This window comes from Cellulomonas sp. Leaf334 (genome assembly GCF_001424195.1).
In the GTDB taxonomy this organism is placed as follows: domain Bacteria; phylum Actinomycetota; class Actinomycetes; order Actinomycetales; family Cellulomonadaceae; genus Cellulomonas.
The window spans coordinates 327,935-347,645 of the sequence record NZ_LMOO01000008.1; the positions used below are offsets into that span (position 1 = coordinate 327,935).

A 19,711-nucleotide genomic window follows, 5' to 3' on the forward strand; every position below is an offset into this window, starting at 1 on the left:
CGGTGACGCTACGCGCGGTCCAGCTCCGCACGGAAGGCGTCGAGCGCGGCGGCCGAGAAGAGCACGAACCGCACGAGCCCGACCTCGGACACGTCCTGCCACCCCCGGACCGTCCCGACGGCGATCCGAGCCACGTCCTCGACCGCCCAGCCGTACACGCCTGCGCTGACGGCAGGGAACGCCACGCTGGACGCCCCGAGCTCCACGGCGAGCTCCAGGGGCCGTGCGAAGCACGATGCCAGCAGCGCGGGGTCCGTCTGGCCCCGGTGCCGGTTCGGCCCGACGGTGTGGATCACCCACCGGGCGGGGAGCCTGAACCCGGGGGTCGCGACGGCGTCCCCGACGGGGAGCCCGTCCGGCAGCGTGGTCCGGCGCAGCTCCCGGCACGCGGCCAGGAGCTCGGGGCCTGCGGCGGCGTGGATCGCCCCGTCGACTCCCCCACCGCCGAGCAGGGACGAGTTCGCGGCGTTGACGACGACGTCGACGTCCTGCGTGGTGATGTCACCGAGAACGGCCTCGATCTGCATCGAACCATCGTGACCCACGCACATGGGTAAGGCCCCTCGGACGCTTACTCCGAGGGGCCTTCACCGGTTCCCAGGGTACAAGAGGCCCCCTGCCGGACGGGTGAACGACGCGCCCGTCGTCCACATCTTTCGTCCACACCCCTGTGTCTACCGAGTGTTCACGCAGGCGAACCTGTGGACGAGGCTGTGGACGGAGCGGTGGACAAAGAAAGGTCCGAGAAGCCCTTGCGGCCCCCTACCGAAGAGGGTTAGAAATCTCACATCGAGATCGACAGATCGAGAACCGCAGGCGAAGGATCCCTCCCGGGGAGACTGAAACCGCAGGTCAGGTGGCCTCTTCGGAGATCGCGTGGACCGGGTCGACGACCACTCGGACAGGGCCGGAACCTCGACGCACGGGTCCCTCCGGGGAGCCGAGCAGGCGGCGCAGAACGCCCTTCGGGGAGGTGGCGTCGGTGGGGACAGGCTGTGGATGTCGGACCGACCGGAGAACGGATGACCACATCGTCGTGGCAACGCGACGACCCGCGGATGACGACGCGGGGGCCGTCAAGGACCGGAAGGTCGTTCGCAGTCGTCCCGCCCGCGGCGGGTCGTCGGTGCCGGAACCCCTCGGGGTGACCGCGTCGGCGACGAAACCCGGGGTCGAGACGGAGCCGCACCGTCAGCGCGGCGCTGGTCACCGGTCCGCCGGTGACGCACGGCCTGCGAGCACGGAAGGGCCCCTCGGACGCTTACTCCGAGGGGCCCTCTCCGTTCGCTCCCACCGAATCGTTTTGGCTCGGGTGCCGAGCACCTCCTCTTGGCGTGGCGTTTCTCCCGTTTCGGTATGGTCCGTCCCGCCCGCGGAGCACCGATCGCGTGGGTGTGCATCAGTGCTGCCGCGCGGTCGCGGCCGGGGAGGGAGTGCCGTGGTGGCGATGGTGACGGAGCCCGCCGACGTGGAGCGTCGGGCGACGGCCGGCAGGTGGGTGCTCCGCGGAGTCGGCGTCCTGGCCGTCATGACGGTGTGGGCGTTCCTCGTGGGCGCCACGCTGCTCCTCACGGGCAGCGGTGGGACCGCCGTGAGCACGGTGGTCGCCGTCACGGCGATGATGGTGGCGCTCGTCCCGACCTGGTTCCTGCTCCGCGCAGCCCCCTCCCGCGGGTGGTTCATGGCCCTCGCCGCGACGGTCCTGGTCGCGGTGGGGTTCAACCTGGGCGGGCTGGGCGGACCCAGCCTCGCGCGCATGACCAGCGTGGGGGCGTCGTTGCCCGTGGCGACCGGCGCCCAGCTGCTCACGGTGTCGAGCGTCGAGAACACCCTCTGCCTGCAGGAGTGCTCGCAGGTGTCGTACCTGTACGCGGTGCACGACTCCGGCACGGCACGAGCCGACGTCGGGACCGAGCTCCTGGCCCGCGGGTGGGAGGCGCTCGGCGACGGCGCGTACTGCCGGGACCGGTTCGGGGTGCGCCTGACCGACACCGCCGACCCCGCGATCGACGACCCGCCGGCACCACCGCCCGGCATGGAGCTCCTGAGCGTCGCGACGAGCCGCTGCGGGGAGAGCTAGGCGTCGGGCACCGACTCCAGGAGGATCGTCACGGGTCCGTCGTTGACCAGCTCGACGGCCATGTCCGCCCCGAACACCCCGGTGGCCACCTCGAGCCCGCGAGCGCGCAGGGCCTCCACGACGGCGTCGACCAGCGGCTGCGCGACCGGCCCGGGCGCCGCCGCGTTCCAGGTGGGCCGCCGGCCCTTGCGGGTGTCGGCGTAGAGCGTGAACTGGCTCACGACGAGCACGGGTGCGCCGACGTCCACAGCGCACTGCTCGTCCCGCAGGATGCGCAGCTCGGCGATCTTCCGGGCGACGAGCTCGACCTGCGCGGGACCGTCGCCGGGCGTCACGCCGACCAGTGCCACCAGTCCGGGCCGGTCGATCGCGCCGACCAGGACACCGTCGACCGTGACGGACGCGCGCGTGACGCGCTGGACGACGGCCCTCATGCGCCGAAGGTCGCGACGACCTCGCCGACGGCTCGGCCGTGGCCCAGGACGGGCGTCAGGGCGACGGCCTCGACCAGCGCGCGATCGACACCCGCCACGGTGAGCGCGGCCGCGAGCACGGCGGGCCGGGGCCGGGACGACCCGTCGAGGATCTTCAGCGCGACCGCACCGCCGTCCGGCAGGCCGGCGGCGTAGACGCCGTCGGCACCGTCCTTGGCGACGAGGCCCGGAACCGCCTCCATGAACCGCGTGGCGTCCCGACCGGTGCCGGCGACGTGCCACGGGTGCGTCGACATCGCGCGCCCGGTACGCCGCGGGAGCCCGGCACCGGACGCGAGGGCGGCGAACGAGCGGGCGAGCCCGCGCAGCGTCGTCGAGAACAGCGGTGCGCCGCAGCCGTCGACGGTCGCCAGCTCCACGGGCACCCCGGTGAGCTCGCCGACGACGTCACGCGTCGCCACCTGCAACGGGTGCTCCGGGTCGAGGTAGTCCTGGGTCGGCCACCCCGCGGCGACACAGGTCGCGAGCATCCCGGCGTGCTTGCCGGAGCAGTTCTGGGTGAGCGGCTCGGTGCCGTGCCCGTCGGCGCGCCGCCGCCACGCGGAGTCGGGGTCCAGGGGCCAGTCGGGTGTGTTCCGCAGGTCGTCGGCACCCAGTCCTGCCGCCGCGAGGATGTCGCGCACGACGTCGAGGTGCGCGGGCTCGGCGTTGTGGCTCGCACACACCAGGGCGAGCTCGGCGCCGTCGACGTCGAGCCCCGCGCGCAGCATCGCGACCGCCTGCAACGGCTTGAGCGACGACCGCGCCCACATCGTCGCGTCGGGGTCACCCAGGGCGAACCGCTGCGACCCGTCGGGTGCGAGCACCACGACGTGGCCGGTGTGCACCGACTCCACCAGTCCCCCGCGCAGCACCCGCGCGAGCGGGACCGCGGCGGCGCCGATGTCGGGCACGCTCACCAGCCGCCGGAGGGGCCGGACGGTCCGCGGGGTCCGCGGCGGCCGCCGGAGTACGGGGCGACGGCGGGCTTCACGTCGACCAGGTACACGATCGCGCCGACCGCGGCGAGCAGCGCGAGGAACGACGGGAGGTGCGGCACCCCGGGGATCGGGATCACGCTGAACGACACGGCCGTGGCGACGCCGACGATCGCTCCCCAGAACCCCTTGGTCCGCTTCCCCGCCTGCGGGAACGCGCTCGACGGCCGCCGGAGCAGGTCGATCAGCGCCCACAGGCTCAGCCCGAAGATGGCGACGTAGAAGACGATGAAGATGACGACCTGCAGGCTCGCGATCACGGGGCGAGCCTACGAGACATCAGGGGACGACGAGCAGGCCCTCGGCACGCGCCGCGGCCGCGAGGTGCTCGTCCCACGCGGCGACGACGAGGTCCGGCGACCGCAGCTCCAGGGCGGAGGCGAGGTGCAGGGCGTCCGCGGCGCGCAGCGGGTGGCGCCCGACGAGCGCGGCGGCCGACGCCGTGACGACGTCGCGCAGCTCGATCACGTGCAGCCCGGGCCACAGCCGATCCCACGCCGCGAGCGCCTGTGCCGCGGCCTCGTCGTCGAGCCGACCCGCGCGCCGGCCACCGGCCAGCACCGCCCGCACCTCGGCGTCGGCGAGCCGGGACGTGACGACGAGGTCGGCGCCGTCCCACAGCGCCACGACCAGCGCGGTACCAGGCTCGGCGACGCACAGCTTCACCAGCGCGCTGGTGTCGAGGTAGACGACCGCCATCTCAGCGTCGCAGCCGGCGGACCAGGTCCGAGACCCCACCCTTGGCTGCCGGGGCGCCGCGCTCCGTGGACGACCGCGCCGGTGGGCGCGGTGCCGGGGCGGGCGTCAGCAGCCCGTCCCGCTCCAGCCGCGTCAGCAGGTCCGCCGCCGCGATGCCGCTGAGCCTCGCCACCGGGATCCCGCGCTCGGTGATGACCACGTCCTCCCCGGCGCGTGCGGCCTCGATCCACTGCCTGAGCTCTGCGCGCAACGCGCTGACCGAGACGTCCACGCAGCGACCGTACCGAACCCGCGGCTCCGCGGGTCAGATCTCCGGCAGGGAGTCTCGGGCGACCTGCGGGTCGACGCCCGCCGCCTCCAGGAGGTCGACCACCAGCGAGCGGTGCAGCAGCACGAGGCTCTGCACCTGCCAGTCGAGGGCGGCCAGCCGGAACGGGTCGAGCGCACCGGAGACCGCCAGCAGCAGCGTCCGCGCGCGCTCGGGGTCCCGGCCCGCGCCGAGGGCTGCGGCGAGCTCGTCGACGGCCACGGCGGTGGCCTCCACCTGGACGGCGATCGTCGTCATGTCGTGCGTCTGCGCCTCGACCGCCGCGAGGCAGCGTCGCGCCAGCACCCGGGCGTTGCGCATGGCCCGGTCGACGAGGACCGCGTCGGCGGCGAGCCCGGCCAGCTCCTCGCGGTGCTTACGGATGGTCGGGGACACGCGGGCCAGCTCGCCCGCGTTGGTCGCCGTCTCGGACCACTCGTCGAGCGCCGGCTGGGACGCCCGCCCCCGCACGAGTGCGTCCTCGACGTCCGCCGTCGACCCCGCGCGCAGACCGCGCGCCAGGACGCGCAGCACGCCCGCCAGGTCCTCGACCGCAGCGCGGGCCAGGGTCCGGGGGTGCCGACGGGGGTCGCTCGGGGTGAGCAGCGCGACCGCGAGCGCCACGGCACCGCCGATCGCGGCGTCGATCCACCGGCCGACGGGCCCCCCGGTCGCGGAGATCGCCGGCAGGCCCACGATGACGAGCGCCTGCACGCCCGCCTGCGTGGTGAGCATCCCCCCGCGGTCGATGAACCGCGCGATGATCGCGGCCAGGAACAGGACGACGGCCACCTGCCACGCGCCGTTCCCGATGAGGTGCACCAGCAGGTCCCCGAGCGCGACCCCGATGGCCACGCCGACGGCCAGCTCGGCGACCCGTCGGACCGACCGGTCCGTGGTGAACCCGAGCGCGATCCACGCGCTGACGGGTGCGAAGAACGGGTACGGGTGCCCGATCGCGTACTTGGCGATGGCGAACGCGATCGCCGCCGCGATCGACGCCTGCAGGATCGGGAACCACGCAGCGCGGACGCGCGCCCAGCCCTGGCGCACCCGGATCTCGACGACGACGCGCGCACGCGAGTCGGAACCGGTCACAGCATCGGGTGCTGCCCCAGGCCGCGGGTCAGGGGTCCGCGGGCCGCCGGCCGGTCCACGGACACACCGTCGCCCGGGACGATCTGCTCCTGCCCGGCCGCGACGGACCCGGCCTCGGACTCGACGACGAGCTCCGCGTCCGCGGGCACGGACCGCTTGACCACTGCCAGCGCGACCGGACCGAGCTCGTGGTGGCGCGCGACGGTGGTGACGTGCCCGACGACCCGGCCCGGTTCCTGCGAGTCGGCCGTCTTCACCACGTCGTGCACGGACGCGCCGGGTTCGGGCAGCAGGTGCCCGGACCCGTCGAGGTGCAGCATCACGAGGCGACGGGGGGGTCGGCCGAGGTTGTGCACGCGCGCGACGGACTCCTGCCCGCGGTAGCAGCCCTTCGTCAGGTGCACCGCGGTGCGCAACCAGTCGAGCTCGTGCGGGATGGTCCGGTGGTCGGCCTCGTGGGACGCGCGCGGACGCCACGCCTCGACGCGGGCGGCCTCACTGGCCCAGGTGCCCACGAGCGGCCAGCCGGCGGCCTCCCGTGCGCGCACCTCCTCGACCAGCCGGTCGCGCGGGACCAGCACGAGCCGCCAGTCGCGGTCGGCGCCGGGGTGCTCGTCGTCGGCGGGCCCGTACCGGGTGCCACCGGTCGCCGTGGTGGGCCACGGGTCGCGCCAGGTGATCGGCTCGTCGGGCGTGCCCTCCGCGTCGACGGGCTCGCCGATGGCGGCCCAGTCGTCGGTCGCGTCGACGATCTCCACGCGCAGCATGAACTTCATCCGGTTCAGCCACGCCGCCAGCGCGATCGGCGTCTCGGTGATCAGCCAGGTGGTCTCGCCGTCGTCGACGACTGCCGCGGCGTGCTCGACGTGCCCCTGCGGGCTGAGCACCAGCAGCTCCGTCGAGGTCCGCGGCGTCAGCGCGGTCAGCTCCTGCGTGGTGATGGAGTTCAGCCAGGTCAGCCGGTCGGGGCCGGTGACGGTGACGACGCCGAGGTGCGACTGGTCCACGACGGCACCGCCGCGGGACAGGGCGCGCTGCTCGGCGGTGGGGTCGCCGTAGTGCCATGCGACCCCGTCGTCGGGGCCGGCCCCCCGGACTGCACCTCGTCGGGCCAGCAAGGGACTGACGTGACGGGGAGGCTCGCCGTGTGCGGAAGGCGTCTCGACGGGAACGTCGGTGGTCATCAGGCCTCGTCGTCGGTGAGGGCCTCGACGCGCGCGAGGCGGCCGGAGGCGTAGGACTGCATAGGGTGACCGAACGCGGCGATGTCGTGCGCCCACATGAGCTCGCCGTTGACGAGCCCGTACAGGCGCTTGCCGGCACTGACGTCGGCCCCGGAGGCCGTGCGCACGATGGCGTCGCTCACCAGGTCGATGCGTCCCTTGCCGACCGCCCCGATGTACACGGCGACGTGTCCCGACGGGTCCGCGACGAGGAGCTCCACGGCATGCTGGTCCTCGGTCAGCCCCCAGTCCGCGGGCCGCTCGGGCGGGATCCGCCAGTAGCCGGACTCGGTCTGCCAGACGGGCGCGGGCGGCTCGTCCTCCAGTGCAGCGGTGCTGGACGGCGCCACGACGAGGCGGATGGTCGACGTGTACGACAGGTACGGCCCGCCGTCGCTGGCGATGACGATCTCCTGCGTGAACGTCGCCTCGTCGATACCGGGGTAGTCGACGACGCCCTCACCGCGCCACGTGCCGACGAGCCACGCGAGCGGGTACACCTCGGGAGCGAGACCCTCGGGGTCGAGGACGAACGGCATGGAGCCTCCCAGCATCACGGCAGACGTCAGCGCTGGCCCTTGTAGAGCCGGTACACGACGAAGACGGAGAACCAACCGATCACCAGTGTCGCCGCGACCAGCAGGCCGATGAAGAAGATCTCGAGCCCAGTCATGCCGACGATCCTAACGAGCACTGACCCCTAACCTGTTCCGATGAGTCCTACGCCACGTCCCCTGGTGATCAAGACCACGTCCGGCACCGACCGTCCGGAGGCCACCAACCAGGCGTTCACCGTGGCTGCTGCCGCCGTCGCGGCCGGTGCGGACGTCAGCCTGTGGCTCACGGGCGAGTCGGCGTGGTTCGGGCTCCCGGGGCGCGCGGCCGACCTCGTCCTGGAGCACGCGACCCCCCTGGGCGAGCTGTTGGACCTGGTGCTCGAGGGCGGCCGCGTGACCGTGTGCACGCAGTGCGCCGCCCGCCGGGGCATCGGTCCGCAGGACGTGCTGCCGGGCGTCCGGATCGCCGGCGCGGCCGTGTTCGTCGAGGAGTCCCTGGCGGAGCGGGCCCAGGCGCTCGTCTACTAGACGGCGGCGCGCCCGGCGCGCAGCCGCAGGCCCAGCAGGTACATCTCGCACCCCAGGCACAGCCCGAACACCGCGTTGAGGAACGCCGCGACCAGCGCGAACGCGGCGGCGACCTGGACGGCGACGGCGACGCCGGCCAGCCCGAGCACCAGCCCCGCACCCGTGATGATCAGACCCACCAGCTGCGCGAACGTCGGCGGCCGGGGGTCCTCGAGCTCGGTCGGCGGCGCAAGGCGCGGGCGGACGAGCGTGCGGAACACCCAGCCCTGCCAGGTGCGACCGATGCCGCCGAACGCACCGAGCGCGAAGCTCGCGACGATCACGCCCAGGACGACGTAGGCGGCCGGGCTGGTGCCGAGCAGGAGGACGGCGACGAGCAGGACGAGGGTGACGGCGGCGCCGAAGCGTGGGGCGCGGGGGTCGATGCCGGCGGGGACGGGCGTGCTCATGGAGGGCTCCAGGGGGTCGCGCAAGGATGAGGGGTCCATCGGCCGGGGGCTGCGCGCCCGCGCCGGGAGCCGGCTCAGGCTGCGGAGACCCCGCCCGGACACGAGTCGAGAGCCGCGAGCGCGTGCCGACGGTCCGTGGCACCGGACAGGCGTCCGACCACGACGCCGCGGGCGTCGAGCAGGAGCGTGGTCGGGGTGCGCATGATGCCGAAGCGTCGCACGAGACCCAGGTGCTCGACCACGTCCATCTCGACGTGTGAGAGGCCCTCGTGCTCGGTGATGAGCTGCGCGAGGACCGCGTGGGTGCGGCGGCAGGGCGCACAGACCTCGCTGGAGAACTGCACGAACGTCGCCCGGTTGCCCAGCGGCACCCCGAGCTCGTCGGCGGTGAGGCGCGCGTCGTCGACCACGTCGACCGGGACGTCCGCGAGCAGCGCCCGGTCCACCGCGGTGTAGCGGCCGTTGCGCGACCGCCACCACAGGCCCAGCACCGCCGCGACGGCCAGGAGGGCGAGGACGAGCAGGACGCGGTCCACGCGTCAGCCCACCAGGACCCGGCCGACGACGTACACGAGGATGCCCGTCACGGTCACCGGCAGGGTCACGGCGGCCAGCGACGGCCAGCGCTTCTGGAGCGACGGCAGCTGGTCGAAGAGCGCGTGCAGGGTGGCGACGAGCACCCCGACGGAGAGCCCCAGCAGCGCGCCCGCCAGGGGGTCGATCGCCGGGAGCAGGACCCCGCCCAGGGCACCGGCCGCGGCTGCGGCCCCCGCGGTGGCCAGCGCACCGACCCACGGCCGAAGGTGCAGCGCGACGACGACCGAGCCGACGGCCAGCGCGAGGGCACCGACGACCACGATCGGCTCCCCGCCGGGCGTCCGGCCGATCGCGACCCACCCGGCCACGGCGACCGCGACGAGCGTGCCGGCGACCGTCCCGGACACCGACTCGACGAGGCGGGTGCGGCCGTCGCGCCGCAGGAGCTCGTTGAGGAACGCGAGCAGGATCGCGGCCGCGAAGACGACCGGGAGGTCCCGCAGGTACGGCTGCGTGACGGTGAGATGGACGACGGCGACGGCACCGACGCCTCCCAGCGCGACGACCGTCGCGGACCCCGGCTTGAACGGCAGGCCCGCGAGCGCCGGCCAGCCGAGGGCGAGCAGGATCGCGAGGACCGCCGCGGTGGCGCTCAGCGGCAGGCCGCCGAGGTAGCCGGCGACGGCCACGGCGGCGGCGAGCACGGCCGTGACGACCGCCCTGGTGGCGAGCTGCATGGAGTCCCCTACCGTCCTGCGACCGGGGTCACCGGGGGTACGCACGGCGGAACGGTCGGCACGGAGGGGAGGAGCACGCCGCCGATTGTCGCATCCCGGTGAGATCGGGCCGGCGCAAACCGGTGAGACGCGCCATCACCCGACCCGCGGGCGCAGGTTGCTCGGGTCGCGCGGTACCGTTGCCCCCACTCGCACGCGGGGAGGTCCCAGGTGGCAGATCTGCTGCTGCTCACTCCAGCGTCCGGGGGCTCCGCCCAGGTGCTCCCGGCCCTCGGTCTGTTGTCCCACCGCGTCCGTGTGCTTCCCGTCGAACCGTCGGCTCTCGTGGACGCACCGGACGCGGACATCGTCGTGCTCGACGCACGACGCGACCTGGTCACGGCCAGGACCACCTGCCGGCTGCTGCGCGCGACCGGGCTGACCGTCCCGCTCATCCTCGTGCTCACCGAGGGCGGCCTCACGGTCGTCACGGCCGAGTGGGGCGCGGACGACATCATCCTGGAGACCGCCAACCCGGCCGAGGTCGAGACGCGGTTCCGGCTGGTCATGGAGCGTGCGGCCACCGCGGGGTACGACGACGCGCCGCAGGAGATCTCGTCCGGCGAGCTCACGATCGACGCCGGGGGCTACACCGCCCGGCTCCGTGGTCGGCCGCTCGACCTCACCTACAAGGAGTTCGAGCTCCTCAAGTACCTGGTCCAGCACCCTGGCCGCGTGTTCACGCGTGCCCAGCTGCTGCAGGAGGTCTGGGGCTACGACTACTACGGAGGCACCCGGACGGTCGACGTCCACGTGCGACGCCTGCGCGCCAAGCTCGGGCCCGAGCACGAGCAGCTCATCGGCACGGTCCGCAACGTCGGCTACCGCTTCGACCCACCGAAGGACCGCCGTGGCGCGGTGGACGGTCGCAACGAGGTCCCGGAGCCCGCGGACGCGTAGCCTGTCCCGCGGTGCGCCGGGAAGCCTGGTCGGCAGTCCCACCAGCCTGCCCGGAGGTCCTCGTGCCCACGCCCGCCCGTCGCCTGTTCGCCGCCCTCTCCCCCGGCGCCGAGCGCAACCTGCTCGACACCCTGCGCGGCGAACGCGTCGGCGGGTCCCTGCTGCTCGCCGGCACCGTCGTCGCCCTGCTGTGGGCCAACGTCGCACCGGCGTCGTACACGGCGGTCTCGGACACCGTCGTCGGACCCGCGGCGCTGCACCTCGACCTCACCCTCGCCACCTGGGCGACCGACGGGCTGCTCGCGATCTTCTTCTTCGTCGTGGGGCTCGAGCTCAAGCGGGAGATCGTCGCCGGTGAGCTGCGCAACCCGCGCACGGCGGTGGTGCCCATCGTCGCCGCGGTCGGCGGCATGCTCGTCCCCGCCGCCATCTACCTCGCCGTCAACCTGTCGTCCCCCGACGGCAACGTGCGCGGGTGGGCGGTCCCGACGGCGACGGACATCGCGTTCGCGGTGTCCGTCCTCGCGATCGTGGGGCGCAGCCTGCCGAACGCGTTGCGCGCGTTCCTGCTCACCCTCGCGGTCGTCGACGACCTGCTCGCGATCATCGTCATCGGCGCGGTCTACACCGAATCGGTCTCCGCGCTCTGGCTGGGCGCCGGCGTCGCGACCGTGGTCGTGTTCGCGCTCCTGATCCGGCGGGGCTGGGTCAGCGGGTGGCTGCTGGTGCCCCTCGGCGTCGTCGCGTGGGCGGCGGTCCACGCGTCCGGCGTCCACGCGACGATCGCGGGGGTCGCTCTCGGTCTCGTCGTGCCCGCCACGCCCGAGGCCACCCGACGGGCGCTCCGGCTCGACGCGCTGCCGACGGAGTCGCTCGCGGAACGGTGGGAGCACCTGTGGCGACCCCTGTCCGCCGGGATCGCCGTGCCCGTGTTCGCGCTGTTCGCGGCGGGGGTGACCCTCAGCCTCGGCACGGTGCGGACGACGTTCGACGACCCCGTCGCGCAGGGCGTCGCGCTCGGCCTCGTCGTCGGCAAGCCTCTGGGCATCCTCGGTGCCACCTGGCTGGTCGCCCGGTTCACGCGCGCGACGCTGGCCCCCGGCCTCGGCTGGGCGGACGTGGGGGCCGTCGGGCTGGTCGGCGGGATCGGGTTCACCGTCTCGCTGCTCGTGGGCGAGCTCGCGTTCGGCGCCGGGAGCCCGCACGACGACCACGTCGTCGTCTCCGTGCTCGTGGCGTCGCTCGTCGCGGCCGTCCTCGGCGGGACAGCCCTGTACCAGCGCGACCGGCATCACGCGCACGTGGCAGCCCGGGCCTCACGCGACACCGACGAGACCGGGTAGGTTCGGCACCGATGAGCACCGTCGACTCCGCCTCGCTCCTCGTCGACGGCCCGTGGGAGCACCGCTACGTGGCCGCGAACGGCGCACGGTTCCACGTGGCCGTCGCCGGCCCCGACGACCGCGACGCCCCTCTGGTCGTGCTCCTGCACGGGATCCCGCAGTTCTGGTGGGCGTGGCGCCACCAGCTGCCCGCCCTCGCCGACGCGGGCTACCGGGTGGCGGCGATGGACGTCCGCGGCACGGGGGGCTCCGACAAGCCACCGGTGGGCTACGACGTCCCGACGCTGTCCGCCGACGTCGCGGGTGTCATCCAGTCGCTCGGCGCCGCGGACGCGGTGATCGTCGGCAGCGGCACGGGCGGCGAGATCGCGTGGGCGATGGCCGGCCTGCACCCCGCCCGCGTCCGCGCGGTCGCCGCGCTCGCGGCCCCCCACCCGCTGGACACCCGTCGGCACCCCCGTACCGCCGTCCGCCCGTCCGCGCTGCGCCGGCTGGCGTTCGTGCAGCTGCCGTCGTTCCCGGAGCAGGCCCTGATGGAGGGCGACCTGGTGGTCCAGCTCCTGCGCGACTGGGGCGGCGTGACGGGCTGGCTCGACCCCCGTGCGGAGACGATGTACCGGTCCGCGGCGCGCGTGCCCTTCGCGGCGCACAGCCAGATGGAGCAGCTGCGCTGGATGGTCCGGTCACGGCCCCGCCCCGACGGCCGCCGCTACCACTCGACGCTCGCGGAGAGCACCCGGCCGCTCCCGGTCCTGCAGGTGCACGGCGGTCGCGACGGGCTGCGACCTGCGTCCCGCGCAGCCCTGTCCAAGGACACGGCCGCGCTGGTGGCGTCGCGCTACCAGTACGAGCTGCTGCCGCAGGCCGGCCACTACCCCGCGGAGGAGGAGCCCGAGCGCGTCACCGAGCTGCTCCTGGCCTGGCTGCGCGAGGTCGAACCCCTCACGGCTTGACCATCGCTGCCGCCTTCGCGGGATCGAGCTCGCCGATCCCCGCCGACGGGCACATCGCCGCGACCGGGCACGCCCCGCACGCGGGCCTGCGCGCGAAGCAGGTGCGCCGCCCGTGGAAGATCAGCCGGTGCGAGGCCATCGTCCAGTCCTTGCGGGGCAGCAGCGCGCCGAGCTCCTGCTCGACGACCAGCGGGTCCGTGCTCGTGGTGTAGCCGAGTCGCAGGGACAGGCGCATGACGTGCGTGTCCGTGGTGATCCCCGGGACGCCGAACGCGTTGCCCAGCACCACGTTGGCCGTCTTGCGACCCACGCCCGGCAGCGTCACGAGGTCCTTCAGGCGCCCCGGGACCTCCCCGTGGAACCGGTCGACGATGGCCTGGGACAACCCCATCACCGACTTCGTCTTGGCCCGGAAGAAGCCCGTCGGCCGCAGGATCTCCTCGACCTCCTCGGGGTTCGCGGCCGCCAGCGCGGCCGCGTCCGGGAAGCGCGCGAAGAGGACCGGCGTCGTGAGGTTCACGCGGACGTCCGTGGTCTGCGCCGACAGCACGGTGGCGACCAGCAGCTCGAACGGGCTCGTGAAGTCCAGCTCGCAGTGCGCGTCGGGGTAACGCACGGTCAGGGCACGGTCCACGCGACGGGCGCGACGGGTGCGGGCGAGGGGCGACTCGTCGATCTCTGCTCCAGTCACGCCCGGCAGCGTACGACGAACCGCCCACACCCGTGCGGGGTGCCACTGACCTGGGACATTGCTCCCTTGGGGTGATCCCGGGGCGCACACGGGTGCCTGCGCTCAAGGTCGGCCCGTATCGGGCCGAATCCACCCACGGCACCCGTTCGAGGTGCCCGTCCGAGGAGGACCTGCCCCATGACGTCACCCGTCGAGCAACGGGTCAATGATCTCCGCCTCGACCGGCGCGCGCTGCGCGCCGAGCGCGCTCGGGTCGCCTGGTGGCGCCGGCTCGTGCGCGCCCGCCTCGACCTGGCGGTCGCGCAGGCGGCCCGCCCGGACTCGCTCGGCGAGGAGATGGCGTTCCAGCTCCCGCTCGACGTCGGTCTCGACGTCCCCCGCCCTGCCGCGCTCGCCGCGGTGCTCGACTCCAGCACCGAGGCCGTCGACCGGCTGGGCGAGCTGAAGGCCCTCGACGAGCAGCTCTCCACCTACGCCGCCGGGGTCGAGGACGCGCTCACGCGGGCCACGGACCGGCTCATCACGCGCCTGGCGGCGGACCCCGCCGTCGTCGCCGTCGGCCTGCGGGAGCCCCTGGGCCGCGGATGACACCATCCATGGGGCAGACTGAGTGCGGATCGGGCCGCTGACCAGCAGCCGGTTCCACCGTCTCCATCGTGAACGATGCCGCCACCGGGACGACCCGGGGCGCGGCCAGAGAGGTGAGGTGTCCCCGTGGAGGACGACATCGTGCTGTCGGCGCCGCTGTTCGCCGGGCTCGACCCCGAGGCGTCCGAGACGCTCGTCGCGACGATGAAGCCGATCGAGATCGCGCGCGGCGACGCCCTCTTCCAGGAGGGCGAGCCCGGCGACCGGCTCTACGTCGTCCGCGAGGGCAAGATCAAGCTCGGCCGACGCTCGAACGACGGCCGCGAGAACCTGCTCGCCGTCCTCGGCCCGGGTGAGATGTTCGGTGAGCTGAGCCTCTTCGACCCCGGCCCCCGCACGGCGACCGCGACGGTCGTCGCCGACGCGGTGGTCCTCGAGCTCGGGCACAGCGACCTCATCCAGTGGCTCCAGGACAAGCCGACGGTGGCGCAGCACCTGCTCCAGGCGCTCGCGCGACGGCTGCGCCGGACCAACGAGGCGCTCGCCGACCTGGTGTTCTCGGACGTCCCCGGTCGCGTCGCCAAGGCGCTGCTGGACCTGTCGACGCGCTTCGGCGAGAAGGTCGACGAGGGAATCCGGGTCGCCCACGACCTCACGCAGGAGGAGCTCGCGCAGCTCGTCGGTGCGTCGCGGGAGACCGTCAACAAGGCCCTCGCCGACTTCGCCGCACGCGGCTGGGTGCGTCGCGAGGGCCGCGCGGTGGTCCTGCTCGACGTCGAGCGTCTGGAGCGCCGGGCGCGCTAAGCGAGCTCGACGACGATCTCGACCTCGACCGGCGAGTCCATCGGCAGCACCGCCACGCCCACGGCGGAGCGCACGTGCACACCCGCGTCGCCCAGGACGGCGTGCAGCAGGAGGCTGGCACCGTTGACGACGGCGGGCTGGGCGGTGAACGCCGGGTCGCTCGCGACGAACCCGACGACCTTGGTCACGTGCACGATCCGGTCGAGCGCGTCGGCACCCTGCGGGCCACCGTCGGCGGAGACCACGGCAGCGACCGCCGCGAGCGCGTTGAGCGCACACGTCCGCGCGTAGCCCGCGGCGTCGTCCGGGGAGATCAGGCCGGGCCCGATCCCCACCTTGCCGGTGGCCGGCAGCGCACCCGCGACGAACGGCAGCTGGCCCGAGGTGTAGACGTAGGCGCCGGACCGGACGGCCGGGACGTACGCCGCGAGGGGCAGCGCCACCTCGGGCAGCTCCAGACCCAGCTCCGCGAGCCGGGCGGCGGCGCCCATCAGGACTCCTTGGGCCGCTTGAGGTAGGCCACGAGGCCGGCGTCGGGTCCCTGGATCACCTGGACGAGCTCCCAGCCGTCGGCTCCCCACTGGTCGAGGATCGCCTTCGTGGCGTGAATGATGAGCGGAATCGTCGCGTACTCCCACGTCGTTGCCATGGGCTCACCCTAGGGCCCGGCGAGCAGTCGGAGCGCTCTCACACCGCGTCGACGACGTCCGTCCCGACGAGCTCGCTGCGCCAGGACCGCACCTCGGGTCGCCGCCGGAGCAGGGCACGCCGTTCGCGCTCGGTCATCCCGCCCCACACGCCGAAGTCCATGCGGTTGTCGAGCGCGTCGGCGAGGCAGGCGAGCCGGACGGGGCAGCCCGTGCACACCGAGCGCGCCTCACGCTGCGCAGCGCCCTCGACGAAGAGAGCGTCGGGGGCGACCTTGCCGGTCCCGCACGCTGCGAGCGCTGTCCAGTGCGCGTCCTGCACGAGTGTGGTCACTCATCCTCCTGAGCACGCCGACGGGAGCGTGCCGTGGCATCCGCACCCGAGTCCTGCCGGGAAACTACTGGTCCGAGCACCCCTGTGGCGAGACTCCGTTCGGGTCATTTCGTCAGATGGACGCGTGACCGGGTCAGATCCGGTCCTGCGCCGATGTGCAGGTCCCGTGCAGGTCGGGACGCCGAGGGCCGTGAGGGCGGGGGTATGACAGGACCTCCTACTACCCTGACGGCATGCCGAACCCTGCGCGCCAGCGCGGCCGACAGGTCAACGCCTTCCAGGCGCTGGCCCTCCTGCTCACGTTCGCGCTCGTCGCGGGCGTGTCCGGGGTGCTCGCCGCCGGTCTCGTCCTGCCCGGAGTTGCCGTCGCGAACGGCGTCACCGACATCACGGTCACCGCCTTCGACGACCTGCCGACCGAGCTCGACCAGAAGGAGCTCCCGGAGAAGTCGGTCATCAAGGCCGCGGACGGCACGCTGCTGGCGACCTTCTGGACGCAGAACCGCGTGGTGGTCCCGCTCACCGAGATCGCCCCGCTGCTGCAGCAGGCCGTCGTCGCGACGGAGGACAAGCGCTTCTACAAGCACGTGGGTGTCGACCCGACCGGCATGCTCCGCGCGTTCGTCAAGAACCAGACGGACGAGGACGGCGGGCAGGAGGGCGCCTCGACGCTCACGCAGCAGTACATCAAGAACGTCCTCATCGAGGAGGCGCTCAGCAAGGAGACCGAGGCCGAGAAGCTCGCGGCTCTCCAGGATGCCCGCGGGGCGAGCGGCACCGAGGGGTACGCGCGCAAGCTGCGCGAGGCGAAGCTCGCGATCGCGCTCGAGAAGACGATGACGAAAGAGCAGATCCTCGAGAAGTACCTGAACATCGCGCCGTTCGGTGCCTCGGTCTACGGGGCGGAGTCCGCGGCGCAGTACTACTTCACCAAGCCGGCCAAGGACCTCAACTACCTCGAGGCCGCCACGATCGCGGGTGTCACGCAGAGCCCGACCAAGTGGGACCCGGTGCTCAACCCCGAGGCCTCACAGACGCGACGTGACCGCGTCCTGAAGCTCATGAACGAGCAGGGCTTCATCACCGACGAGGAGTACGCCGCCGGCGTCGCGACGCCGCTCCCGGACACCCTGCACGTCACCCCGCTGAAGCAGGGCTGCATGGCAGCGGGCGACGTGATCGCCGGCTCCGGCTACTTCTGCGACTTCGTCACCAAGATCATCGCGAACGACGAGGCCTTCGGTGCCACTCGGGACGAGCGGATCGGCCTGCTGTACCAGGGCGGGCTCACCATCACCACGACGCTCGACCCGGGGATGCAGCGGTTGGCCGATGCCGAGGTGAAGGCCGGCATCCCGGTCGACGACCCGTCGGGTGTCGCCAGCGCGATCGTGACCGTGCAGCCCGGCACCGGCAAGGTCCTGTCGATGGCGCAGAACCGGACGTACGCAGCGGCGGCGACGCCCGGGACGCGCGAGGAGTCCGTCAACTTCAACACCGACGGCGCGTACGGCGGCTCGGGCGGCTTCGCACCGGGCTCGACGTTCAAGCCGCTCACCCTGCTCGAGTGGCTCAAGCAGGGCCACAGCCTCTACGAGCAGGTCAACGGCACCGCGCGGACCATGAACGAGAACATGTTCACCACCTGCGGCGCCAAGGGCGGGAACGTCCCCTGGCCGGTCCGGAACTCCGAGGGCGGCGCCGGGATGATGACCGTGCTGCAGGGCACGCAGCAGTCGGTCAACCTCGCCTACGTGACCATGGCCAGCCAGCTGGACATGTGCAACATCATGAAGGGCGCGGAGGCCCTGGGCGTGCACACGGCCAAGCCGAAGCCGGACGGTACGACCACGCCGTCGGTCAACCCGTCGAACGTCCTCGGCACCGACTCCGTGGCCCCCCTGACGATGGCGTCGGCGTTCGCCACGTTCGCGTCGGGCGGCATCTACTGCAAGCCGATCGCGATCACCAGCGTCCAGAACGCCCAGGGCGAGGAGCTCCCGATCCCCCCGGCCAACTGCACGCAGGCGGTCGAGACCAAGTACGCCAACACGGTGACGTTCGCGCTGAGCAACGTGTGGAAGGGCACCGCCTCGAAGGTCGGCGCCCCGCCGTTCCCGTCGGCAGGCAAGACCGGCACGACGACGAACAACGAGGACACCTGGTTCGTGGGCTACACGCCGCTGCTGGCGACCGCCGTCTGGGTCGGCTTCTCCGAGGCCCCCAGGCCTGTCCAGGACATGACGGTCAACGGCCGGTGGGTTCCGAACGCCTACGGCTCGACCATCGCCGCACCGACCTGGAAGCGCTTCATGACCCAGGTCCTGGCCGGCGCCGAGAACCCCGGCTTCGGAGCTCCGGACGACAAGCTCGTCTTCGGCGAGAAGGTTCCCGTGCCGTCCGTCGTCGGAAAGTCCGAGGCTGACGCGCGAGCGACCCTCCAGCGGGCCGGCTTCAACGCCGCCGTGGACCCGACCCAGGTGCCTTCGACCCTCCCGGCCGGGACCGTCGCGGCGCAGAACCCGTCCGGCACCGCCACGCGCGGCACGTCGGTCGTCCTGACGCTGTCCAACGGACAGCCACCCGCCGGTCCGGACCCGAACCAGCCCGGCCTGCCCGGGTGGCCGGGCAACGGCAACGGTGGCGGCAACGGTGGCGGCGGCGGCGGCGGGCCGAAGCCGTAGTGGCGGTCACGACGTCCGGCGTCGCCCGCACCGCGGGGGCGCTCGCGCTCGCCGGTGCGGGTGCGCTCGCGTACGCCTCGCTGGTCGAGGTGCGCTGGTACACGCTGCGGCAGGTCACCGTGCCCGTGCTCCCCGCGGGCCAGGACCCGTTGCGCATCCTGCACATCTCGGACCTGCACCTGACGCCCGGCCAGCGCAAGAAGGTCGACTGGGTCAAGGACCTGGCGTCTCTGGACCCGCACCTGGTGGTGGACACGGGCGACAACTGGGCGCACCTCGACGCGATGCCGGCGCTCCTGGAGGCTCTGGAGCCGCACCTCGCAGTCCCCGGGGCGTTCGTGCTCGGCTCCAACGACTACATCGCGCCGACCCCGAAGAACCCCGCCAGGTACCTCCTGCCGGACGCTCGGCGACACCCGGAACGACGCCCGGCGGAGCTGCCCTGGCGCGAGCTCACGTCGCGTTTCCGGTCGGCCGGCTGGGTCGACCTCACCAACCGCCGGGACGTGCTCAAGGTCGACGGCCGGGTGCTGTCCCTCGTGGGGACCGACGACGCGCACCTGGACCGCGACCGGTTCCCCGCCGCCGGCGACGTCGACGACGCCCGGACCGGACCGGTGCCCGTCGACCTGCACCTGGGCATCACGCACGCGCCCTACCGCCGCGTCCTCGACGCGATGCACGCCGACGACGTCGACCTGGCGATCGCCGGGCACACGCACGGCGGCCAGCTCGCTGCGCCCCTCTGGGGCGCCCTGGTGACCAACTGCGACCTCGACACGCGCCGCGCCAAGGGCCTGCACGGGTGGCCGGGCCCGCGCCCGGACCAGCCGGGCGGTGCGGGTTCCACGTGGATGCACGTGTCCGCCGGGCTCGGGACCTCGCCGTACGCACCCGTGCGGTTCGCGTGCCGACCCGAGGCGACGCTGCTCACGCTCGTCGCCGGCTGACGCGGGGCCCAGAGGGCTCACGTCAGCACTCCCGGGTACTCGTCGGGCTCTTCAGGATGACACCGTGGATGTTCTCGGGCAGTCCGTGGATG

At 73.3% G+C, this 19,711-nt stretch carries 25 protein-coding genes; 9 read left to right on the forward strand and 16 right to left on the reverse strand.

The window, feature by feature from the left end; translation table 11 throughout:
- Window positions 1–8 precede the first annotated feature (8 nt).
- Window positions 9–527: an O-acetyl-ADP-ribose deacetylase gene (locus ASF78_RS19565; protein WP_056593505.1), complete on the reverse strand. Its 519-nt coding sequence runs from the start codon at window positions 525–527 to the stop codon at window positions 9–11.
- A 914-nt stretch (window positions 528–1,441) separates the two neighbouring features.
- Here ASF78_RS19565 and ASF78_RS19570 point away from each other — a divergent pair.
- Window positions 1,442–2,080 carry a hypothetical protein gene (locus ASF78_RS19570; protein WP_156374246.1) on the forward strand — a complete coding sequence of 213 codons (639 nt, stop codon included), beginning with the start codon at window positions 1,442–1,444 and terminating at the stop codon, window positions 2,078–2,080.
- On the opposite strand, the gene dtd is transcribed toward ASF78_RS19570, so the two are convergent.
- The 8 genes from dtd to ASF78_RS19610 are packed head-to-tail and all read right to left on the reverse strand — an operon-like array spanning window position 2,077 to window position 7,417.
- Window positions 2,077–2,514: a D-aminoacyl-tRNA deacylase gene (dtd, locus tag ASF78_RS19575; RefSeq protein WP_056593511.1), complete on the reverse strand. Its 438-nt coding sequence runs from the start codon at window positions 2,512–2,514 to the stop codon at window positions 2,077–2,079. The genes ASF78_RS19570 and dtd overlap by 4 nt on opposite strands.
- Window positions 2,511–3,458, reverse strand: a complete 948-nt coding sequence (locus ASF78_RS19580) for an asparaginase (RefSeq protein WP_056594076.1) — start codon at window positions 3,456–3,458, stop codon at window positions 2,511–2,513. Before ASF78_RS19580 ends, dtd begins: the two co-directional genes overlap by 4 nt.
- 11 nt (window positions 3,459–3,469) lie before the next feature.
- Entirely contained in the window at window positions 3,470–3,811 is a 342-nt protein-coding gene (locus tag ASF78_RS19585) for a DUF2516 family protein (RefSeq protein ID WP_056593514.1), read from the reverse strand.
- 19 nt (window positions 3,812–3,830) lie between these two features.
- Window positions 3,831–4,250 (reverse strand): type II toxin-antitoxin system VapC family toxin, encoded by a 420-nt coding sequence (locus tag ASF78_RS19590; protein WP_056593517.1) that lies wholly within the window; start codon window positions 4,248–4,250, stop codon window positions 3,831–3,833.
- Window position 4,251: 1 nt separating this feature from the next.
- Entirely contained in the window at window positions 4,252–4,521 is a 270-nt protein-coding gene (locus ASF78_RS19595; RefSeq protein ID WP_056593520.1) for a type II toxin-antitoxin system Phd/YefM family antitoxin, read from the reverse strand.
- A 33-nt stretch (window positions 4,522–4,554) separates the two neighbouring features.
- The gene (locus ASF78_RS19600) at window positions 4,555–5,655 is read right to left on the reverse strand and encodes an aromatic acid exporter family protein (RefSeq protein ID WP_056593523.1); all 1,101 of its coding nucleotides are present in this window, start codon (window positions 5,653–5,655) and stop codon (window positions 4,555–4,557) included.
- Window positions 5,652–6,839 carry a folate-binding protein YgfZ gene (locus ASF78_RS19605; RefSeq protein ID WP_056593528.1) on the reverse strand — a complete coding sequence of 396 codons (1,188 nt, stop codon included), beginning with the start codon at window positions 6,837–6,839 and terminating at the stop codon, window positions 5,652–5,654. The genes ASF78_RS19600 and ASF78_RS19605 overlap by 4 nt, the downstream gene beginning before the upstream one ends.
- The gene (locus ASF78_RS19610; RefSeq protein WP_056594079.1) at window positions 6,839–7,417 is read right to left on the reverse strand and encodes an FABP family protein; all 579 of its coding nucleotides are present in this window, start codon (window positions 7,415–7,417) and stop codon (window positions 6,839–6,841) included. The genes ASF78_RS19605 and ASF78_RS19610 overlap by 1 nt, the downstream gene beginning before the upstream one ends.
- 174 nt (window positions 7,418–7,591) lie before the next feature.
- Between ASF78_RS19610 and ASF78_RS19615 the strand changes: the two genes are divergently transcribed.
- Window positions 7,592–7,963, forward strand: a complete 372-nt coding sequence (locus ASF78_RS19615) for a DsrE family protein (RefSeq protein ID WP_056593531.1) — start codon at window positions 7,592–7,594, stop codon at window positions 7,961–7,963.
- Here the strand turns inward: ASF78_RS19615 and ASF78_RS19620 are convergent.
- The 3 genes from ASF78_RS19620 to ASF78_RS19630 form a co-directional block, all read right to left on the reverse strand.
- Entirely contained in the window at window positions 7,960–8,412 is a 453-nt protein-coding gene (locus ASF78_RS19620; protein WP_156374247.1) for a DUF4395 domain-containing protein, read from the reverse strand. The genes ASF78_RS19615 and ASF78_RS19620 overlap by 4 nt on opposite strands.
- 74 nt (window positions 8,413–8,486) lie before the next feature.
- The gene (locus ASF78_RS19625) at window positions 8,487–8,948 is read right to left on the reverse strand and encodes a thioredoxin family protein (RefSeq protein ID WP_056593534.1); all 462 of its coding nucleotides are present in this window, start codon (window positions 8,946–8,948) and stop codon (window positions 8,487–8,489) included.
- A 3-nt stretch (window positions 8,949–8,951) separates the two neighbouring features.
- Window positions 8,952–9,686 (reverse strand): hypothetical protein, encoded by a 735-nt coding sequence (locus tag ASF78_RS19630; RefSeq protein ID WP_056593536.1) that lies wholly within the window; start codon window positions 9,684–9,686, stop codon window positions 8,952–8,954.
- 210 nt (window positions 9,687–9,896) lie between these two features.
- Between ASF78_RS19630 and ASF78_RS19635 the strand changes: the two genes are divergently transcribed.
- From ASF78_RS19635 to ASF78_RS19645, 3 genes are all read left to right on the forward strand, one after another.
- Window positions 9,897–10,625 carry a response regulator transcription factor gene (locus tag ASF78_RS19635; RefSeq protein ID WP_056593539.1) on the forward strand — a complete coding sequence of 243 codons (729 nt, stop codon included), beginning with the start codon at window positions 9,897–9,899 and terminating at the stop codon, window positions 10,623–10,625.
- A gap of 62 nt (window positions 10,626–10,687) precedes the next feature.
- Complete coding sequence (nhaA, locus tag ASF78_RS19640) at window positions 10,688–11,968, forward strand: Na+/H+ antiporter NhaA (protein WP_056593541.1); 1,281 nt, start codon at window positions 10,688–10,690, stop codon at window positions 11,966–11,968.
- A gap of 11 nt (window positions 11,969–11,979) precedes the next feature.
- Window positions 11,980–12,921, forward strand: a complete 942-nt coding sequence (locus tag ASF78_RS19645; RefSeq protein WP_056593544.1) for an alpha/beta fold hydrolase — start codon at window positions 11,980–11,982, stop codon at window positions 12,919–12,921.
- On the opposite strand, the gene nth is transcribed toward ASF78_RS19645, so the two are convergent.
- Window positions 12,911–13,612, reverse strand: coding sequence for an endonuclease III (gene nth / locus ASF78_RS19650; protein WP_056593547.1), 702 nt, complete (start codon window positions 13,610–13,612; stop codon window positions 12,911–12,913). The two genes, ASF78_RS19645 and nth, sit on opposite strands and share 11 nt — an antisense overlap.
- A gap of 177 nt (window positions 13,613–13,789) precedes the next feature.
- On the opposite strand from nth, the gene ASF78_RS19655 reads away from it, so the two are divergent.
- The gene (locus ASF78_RS19655) at window positions 13,790–14,200 is read left to right on the forward strand and encodes a hypothetical protein (RefSeq protein WP_056593549.1); all 411 of its coding nucleotides are present in this window, start codon (window positions 13,790–13,792) and stop codon (window positions 14,198–14,200) included.
- Between the two features lie 126 nt (window positions 14,201–14,326).
- Window positions 14,327–15,004 (forward strand): Crp/Fnr family transcriptional regulator, encoded by a 678-nt coding sequence (locus ASF78_RS19660; RefSeq protein ID WP_056593552.1) that lies wholly within the window; start codon window positions 14,327–14,329, stop codon window positions 15,002–15,004.
- On the opposite strand, the gene ASF78_RS19665 is transcribed toward ASF78_RS19660, so the two are convergent.
- The 3 genes from ASF78_RS19665 to ASF78_RS19670 are packed head-to-tail and all read right to left on the reverse strand — an operon-like array spanning window position 15,001 to window position 15,985.
- Entirely contained in the window at window positions 15,001–15,495 is a 495-nt protein-coding gene (locus ASF78_RS19665; protein ID WP_056593555.1) for a RidA family protein, read from the reverse strand. The genes ASF78_RS19660 and ASF78_RS19665 overlap by 4 nt on opposite strands.
- Entirely contained in the window at window positions 15,495–15,653 is a 159-nt protein-coding gene (locus ASF78_RS22495; RefSeq protein ID WP_146847999.1) for a DUF4177 domain-containing protein, read from the reverse strand. The genes ASF78_RS19665 and ASF78_RS22495 overlap by 1 nt, the downstream gene beginning before the upstream one ends.
- A 38-nt stretch (window positions 15,654–15,691) precedes the next feature.
- A complete protein-coding gene (locus ASF78_RS19670; protein WP_304437713.1) occupies window positions 15,692–15,985 on the reverse strand; it encodes a WhiB family transcriptional regulator in 294 nt (97 codons plus the stop codon).
- Window positions 15,986–16,218: 233 nt separating this feature from the next.
- On the opposite strand from ASF78_RS19670, the gene ASF78_RS19675 reads away from it, so the two are divergent.
- Both ASF78_RS19675 and ASF78_RS19680 read left to right on the forward strand, forming a co-directional pair.
- Window positions 16,219–18,669, forward strand: a complete 2,451-nt coding sequence (locus tag ASF78_RS19675) for a transglycosylase domain-containing protein (protein ID WP_056593558.1) — start codon at window positions 16,219–16,221, stop codon at window positions 18,667–18,669.
- Complete coding sequence (locus ASF78_RS19680) at window positions 18,669–19,619, forward strand: metallophosphoesterase (protein ID WP_056593561.1); 951 nt, start codon at window positions 18,669–18,671, stop codon at window positions 19,617–19,619. Before ASF78_RS19675 ends, ASF78_RS19680 begins: the two co-directional genes overlap by 1 nt.
- Window positions 19,620–19,711 lie beyond the last annotated feature (92 nt).

Excerpts from the sequence above, each read along its gene's own strand:
- ASF78_RS19565 (WP_056593505.1), bottom strand. The coding sequence starts at position 527 with ATGCAGATCGAGGCCGTTCTCGGTGACATCACCACGCAGGACGTCGAC.
- dtd (WP_056593511.1), bottom strand. The coding sequence starts at position 2,514 with ATGAGGGCCGTCGTCCAGCGCGTCACGCGCGCGTCCGTCACGGTCGAC.
- ASF78_RS19590 (WP_056593517.1), bottom strand. The coding sequence starts at position 4,250 with ATGGCGGTCGTCTACCTCGACACCAGCGCGCTGGTGAAGCTGTGCGTC.
- ASF78_RS19605 (WP_056593528.1), bottom strand. The coding sequence starts at position 6,839 with ATGACCACCGACGTTCCCGTCGAGACGCCTTCCGCACACGGCGAGCCT.
- ASF78_RS19610 (WP_056594079.1), bottom strand. The coding sequence starts at position 7,417 with ATGCCGTTCGTCCTCGACCCCGAGGGTCTCGCTCCCGAGGTGTACCCG.
- ASF78_RS19615 (WP_056593531.1), top strand. The coding sequence starts at position 7,592 with ATGAGTCCTACGCCACGTCCCCTGGTGATCAAGACCACGTCCGGCACC.
- ASF78_RS19620 (WP_156374247.1), bottom strand. The coding sequence starts at position 8,412 with ATGAGCACGCCCGTCCCCGCCGGCATCGACCCCCGCGCCCCACGCTTC.
- ASF78_RS19630 (WP_056593536.1), bottom strand. The coding sequence starts at position 9,686 with ATGCAGCTCGCCACCAGGGCGGTCGTCACGGCCGTGCTCGCCGCCGCC.
- ASF78_RS19645 (WP_056593544.1), top strand. The coding sequence starts at position 11,980 with ATGAGCACCGTCGACTCCGCCTCGCTCCTCGTCGACGGCCCGTGGGAG.
- ASF78_RS19655 (WP_056593549.1), top strand. The coding sequence starts at position 13,790 with ATGACGTCACCCGTCGAGCAACGGGTCAATGATCTCCGCCTCGACCGG.
- ASF78_RS19665 (WP_056593555.1), bottom strand. The coding sequence starts at position 15,495 with ATGGGCGCCGCCGCCCGGCTCGCGGAGCTGGGTCTGGAGCTGCCCGAG.
- ASF78_RS22495 (WP_146847999.1), bottom strand. The coding sequence starts at position 15,653 with ATGGCAACGACGTGGGAGTACGCGACGATTCCGCTCATCATTCACGCC.
- ASF78_RS19675 (WP_056593558.1), top strand. The coding sequence starts at position 16,219 with ATGCCGAACCCTGCGCGCCAGCGCGGCCGACAGGTCAACGCCTTCCAG.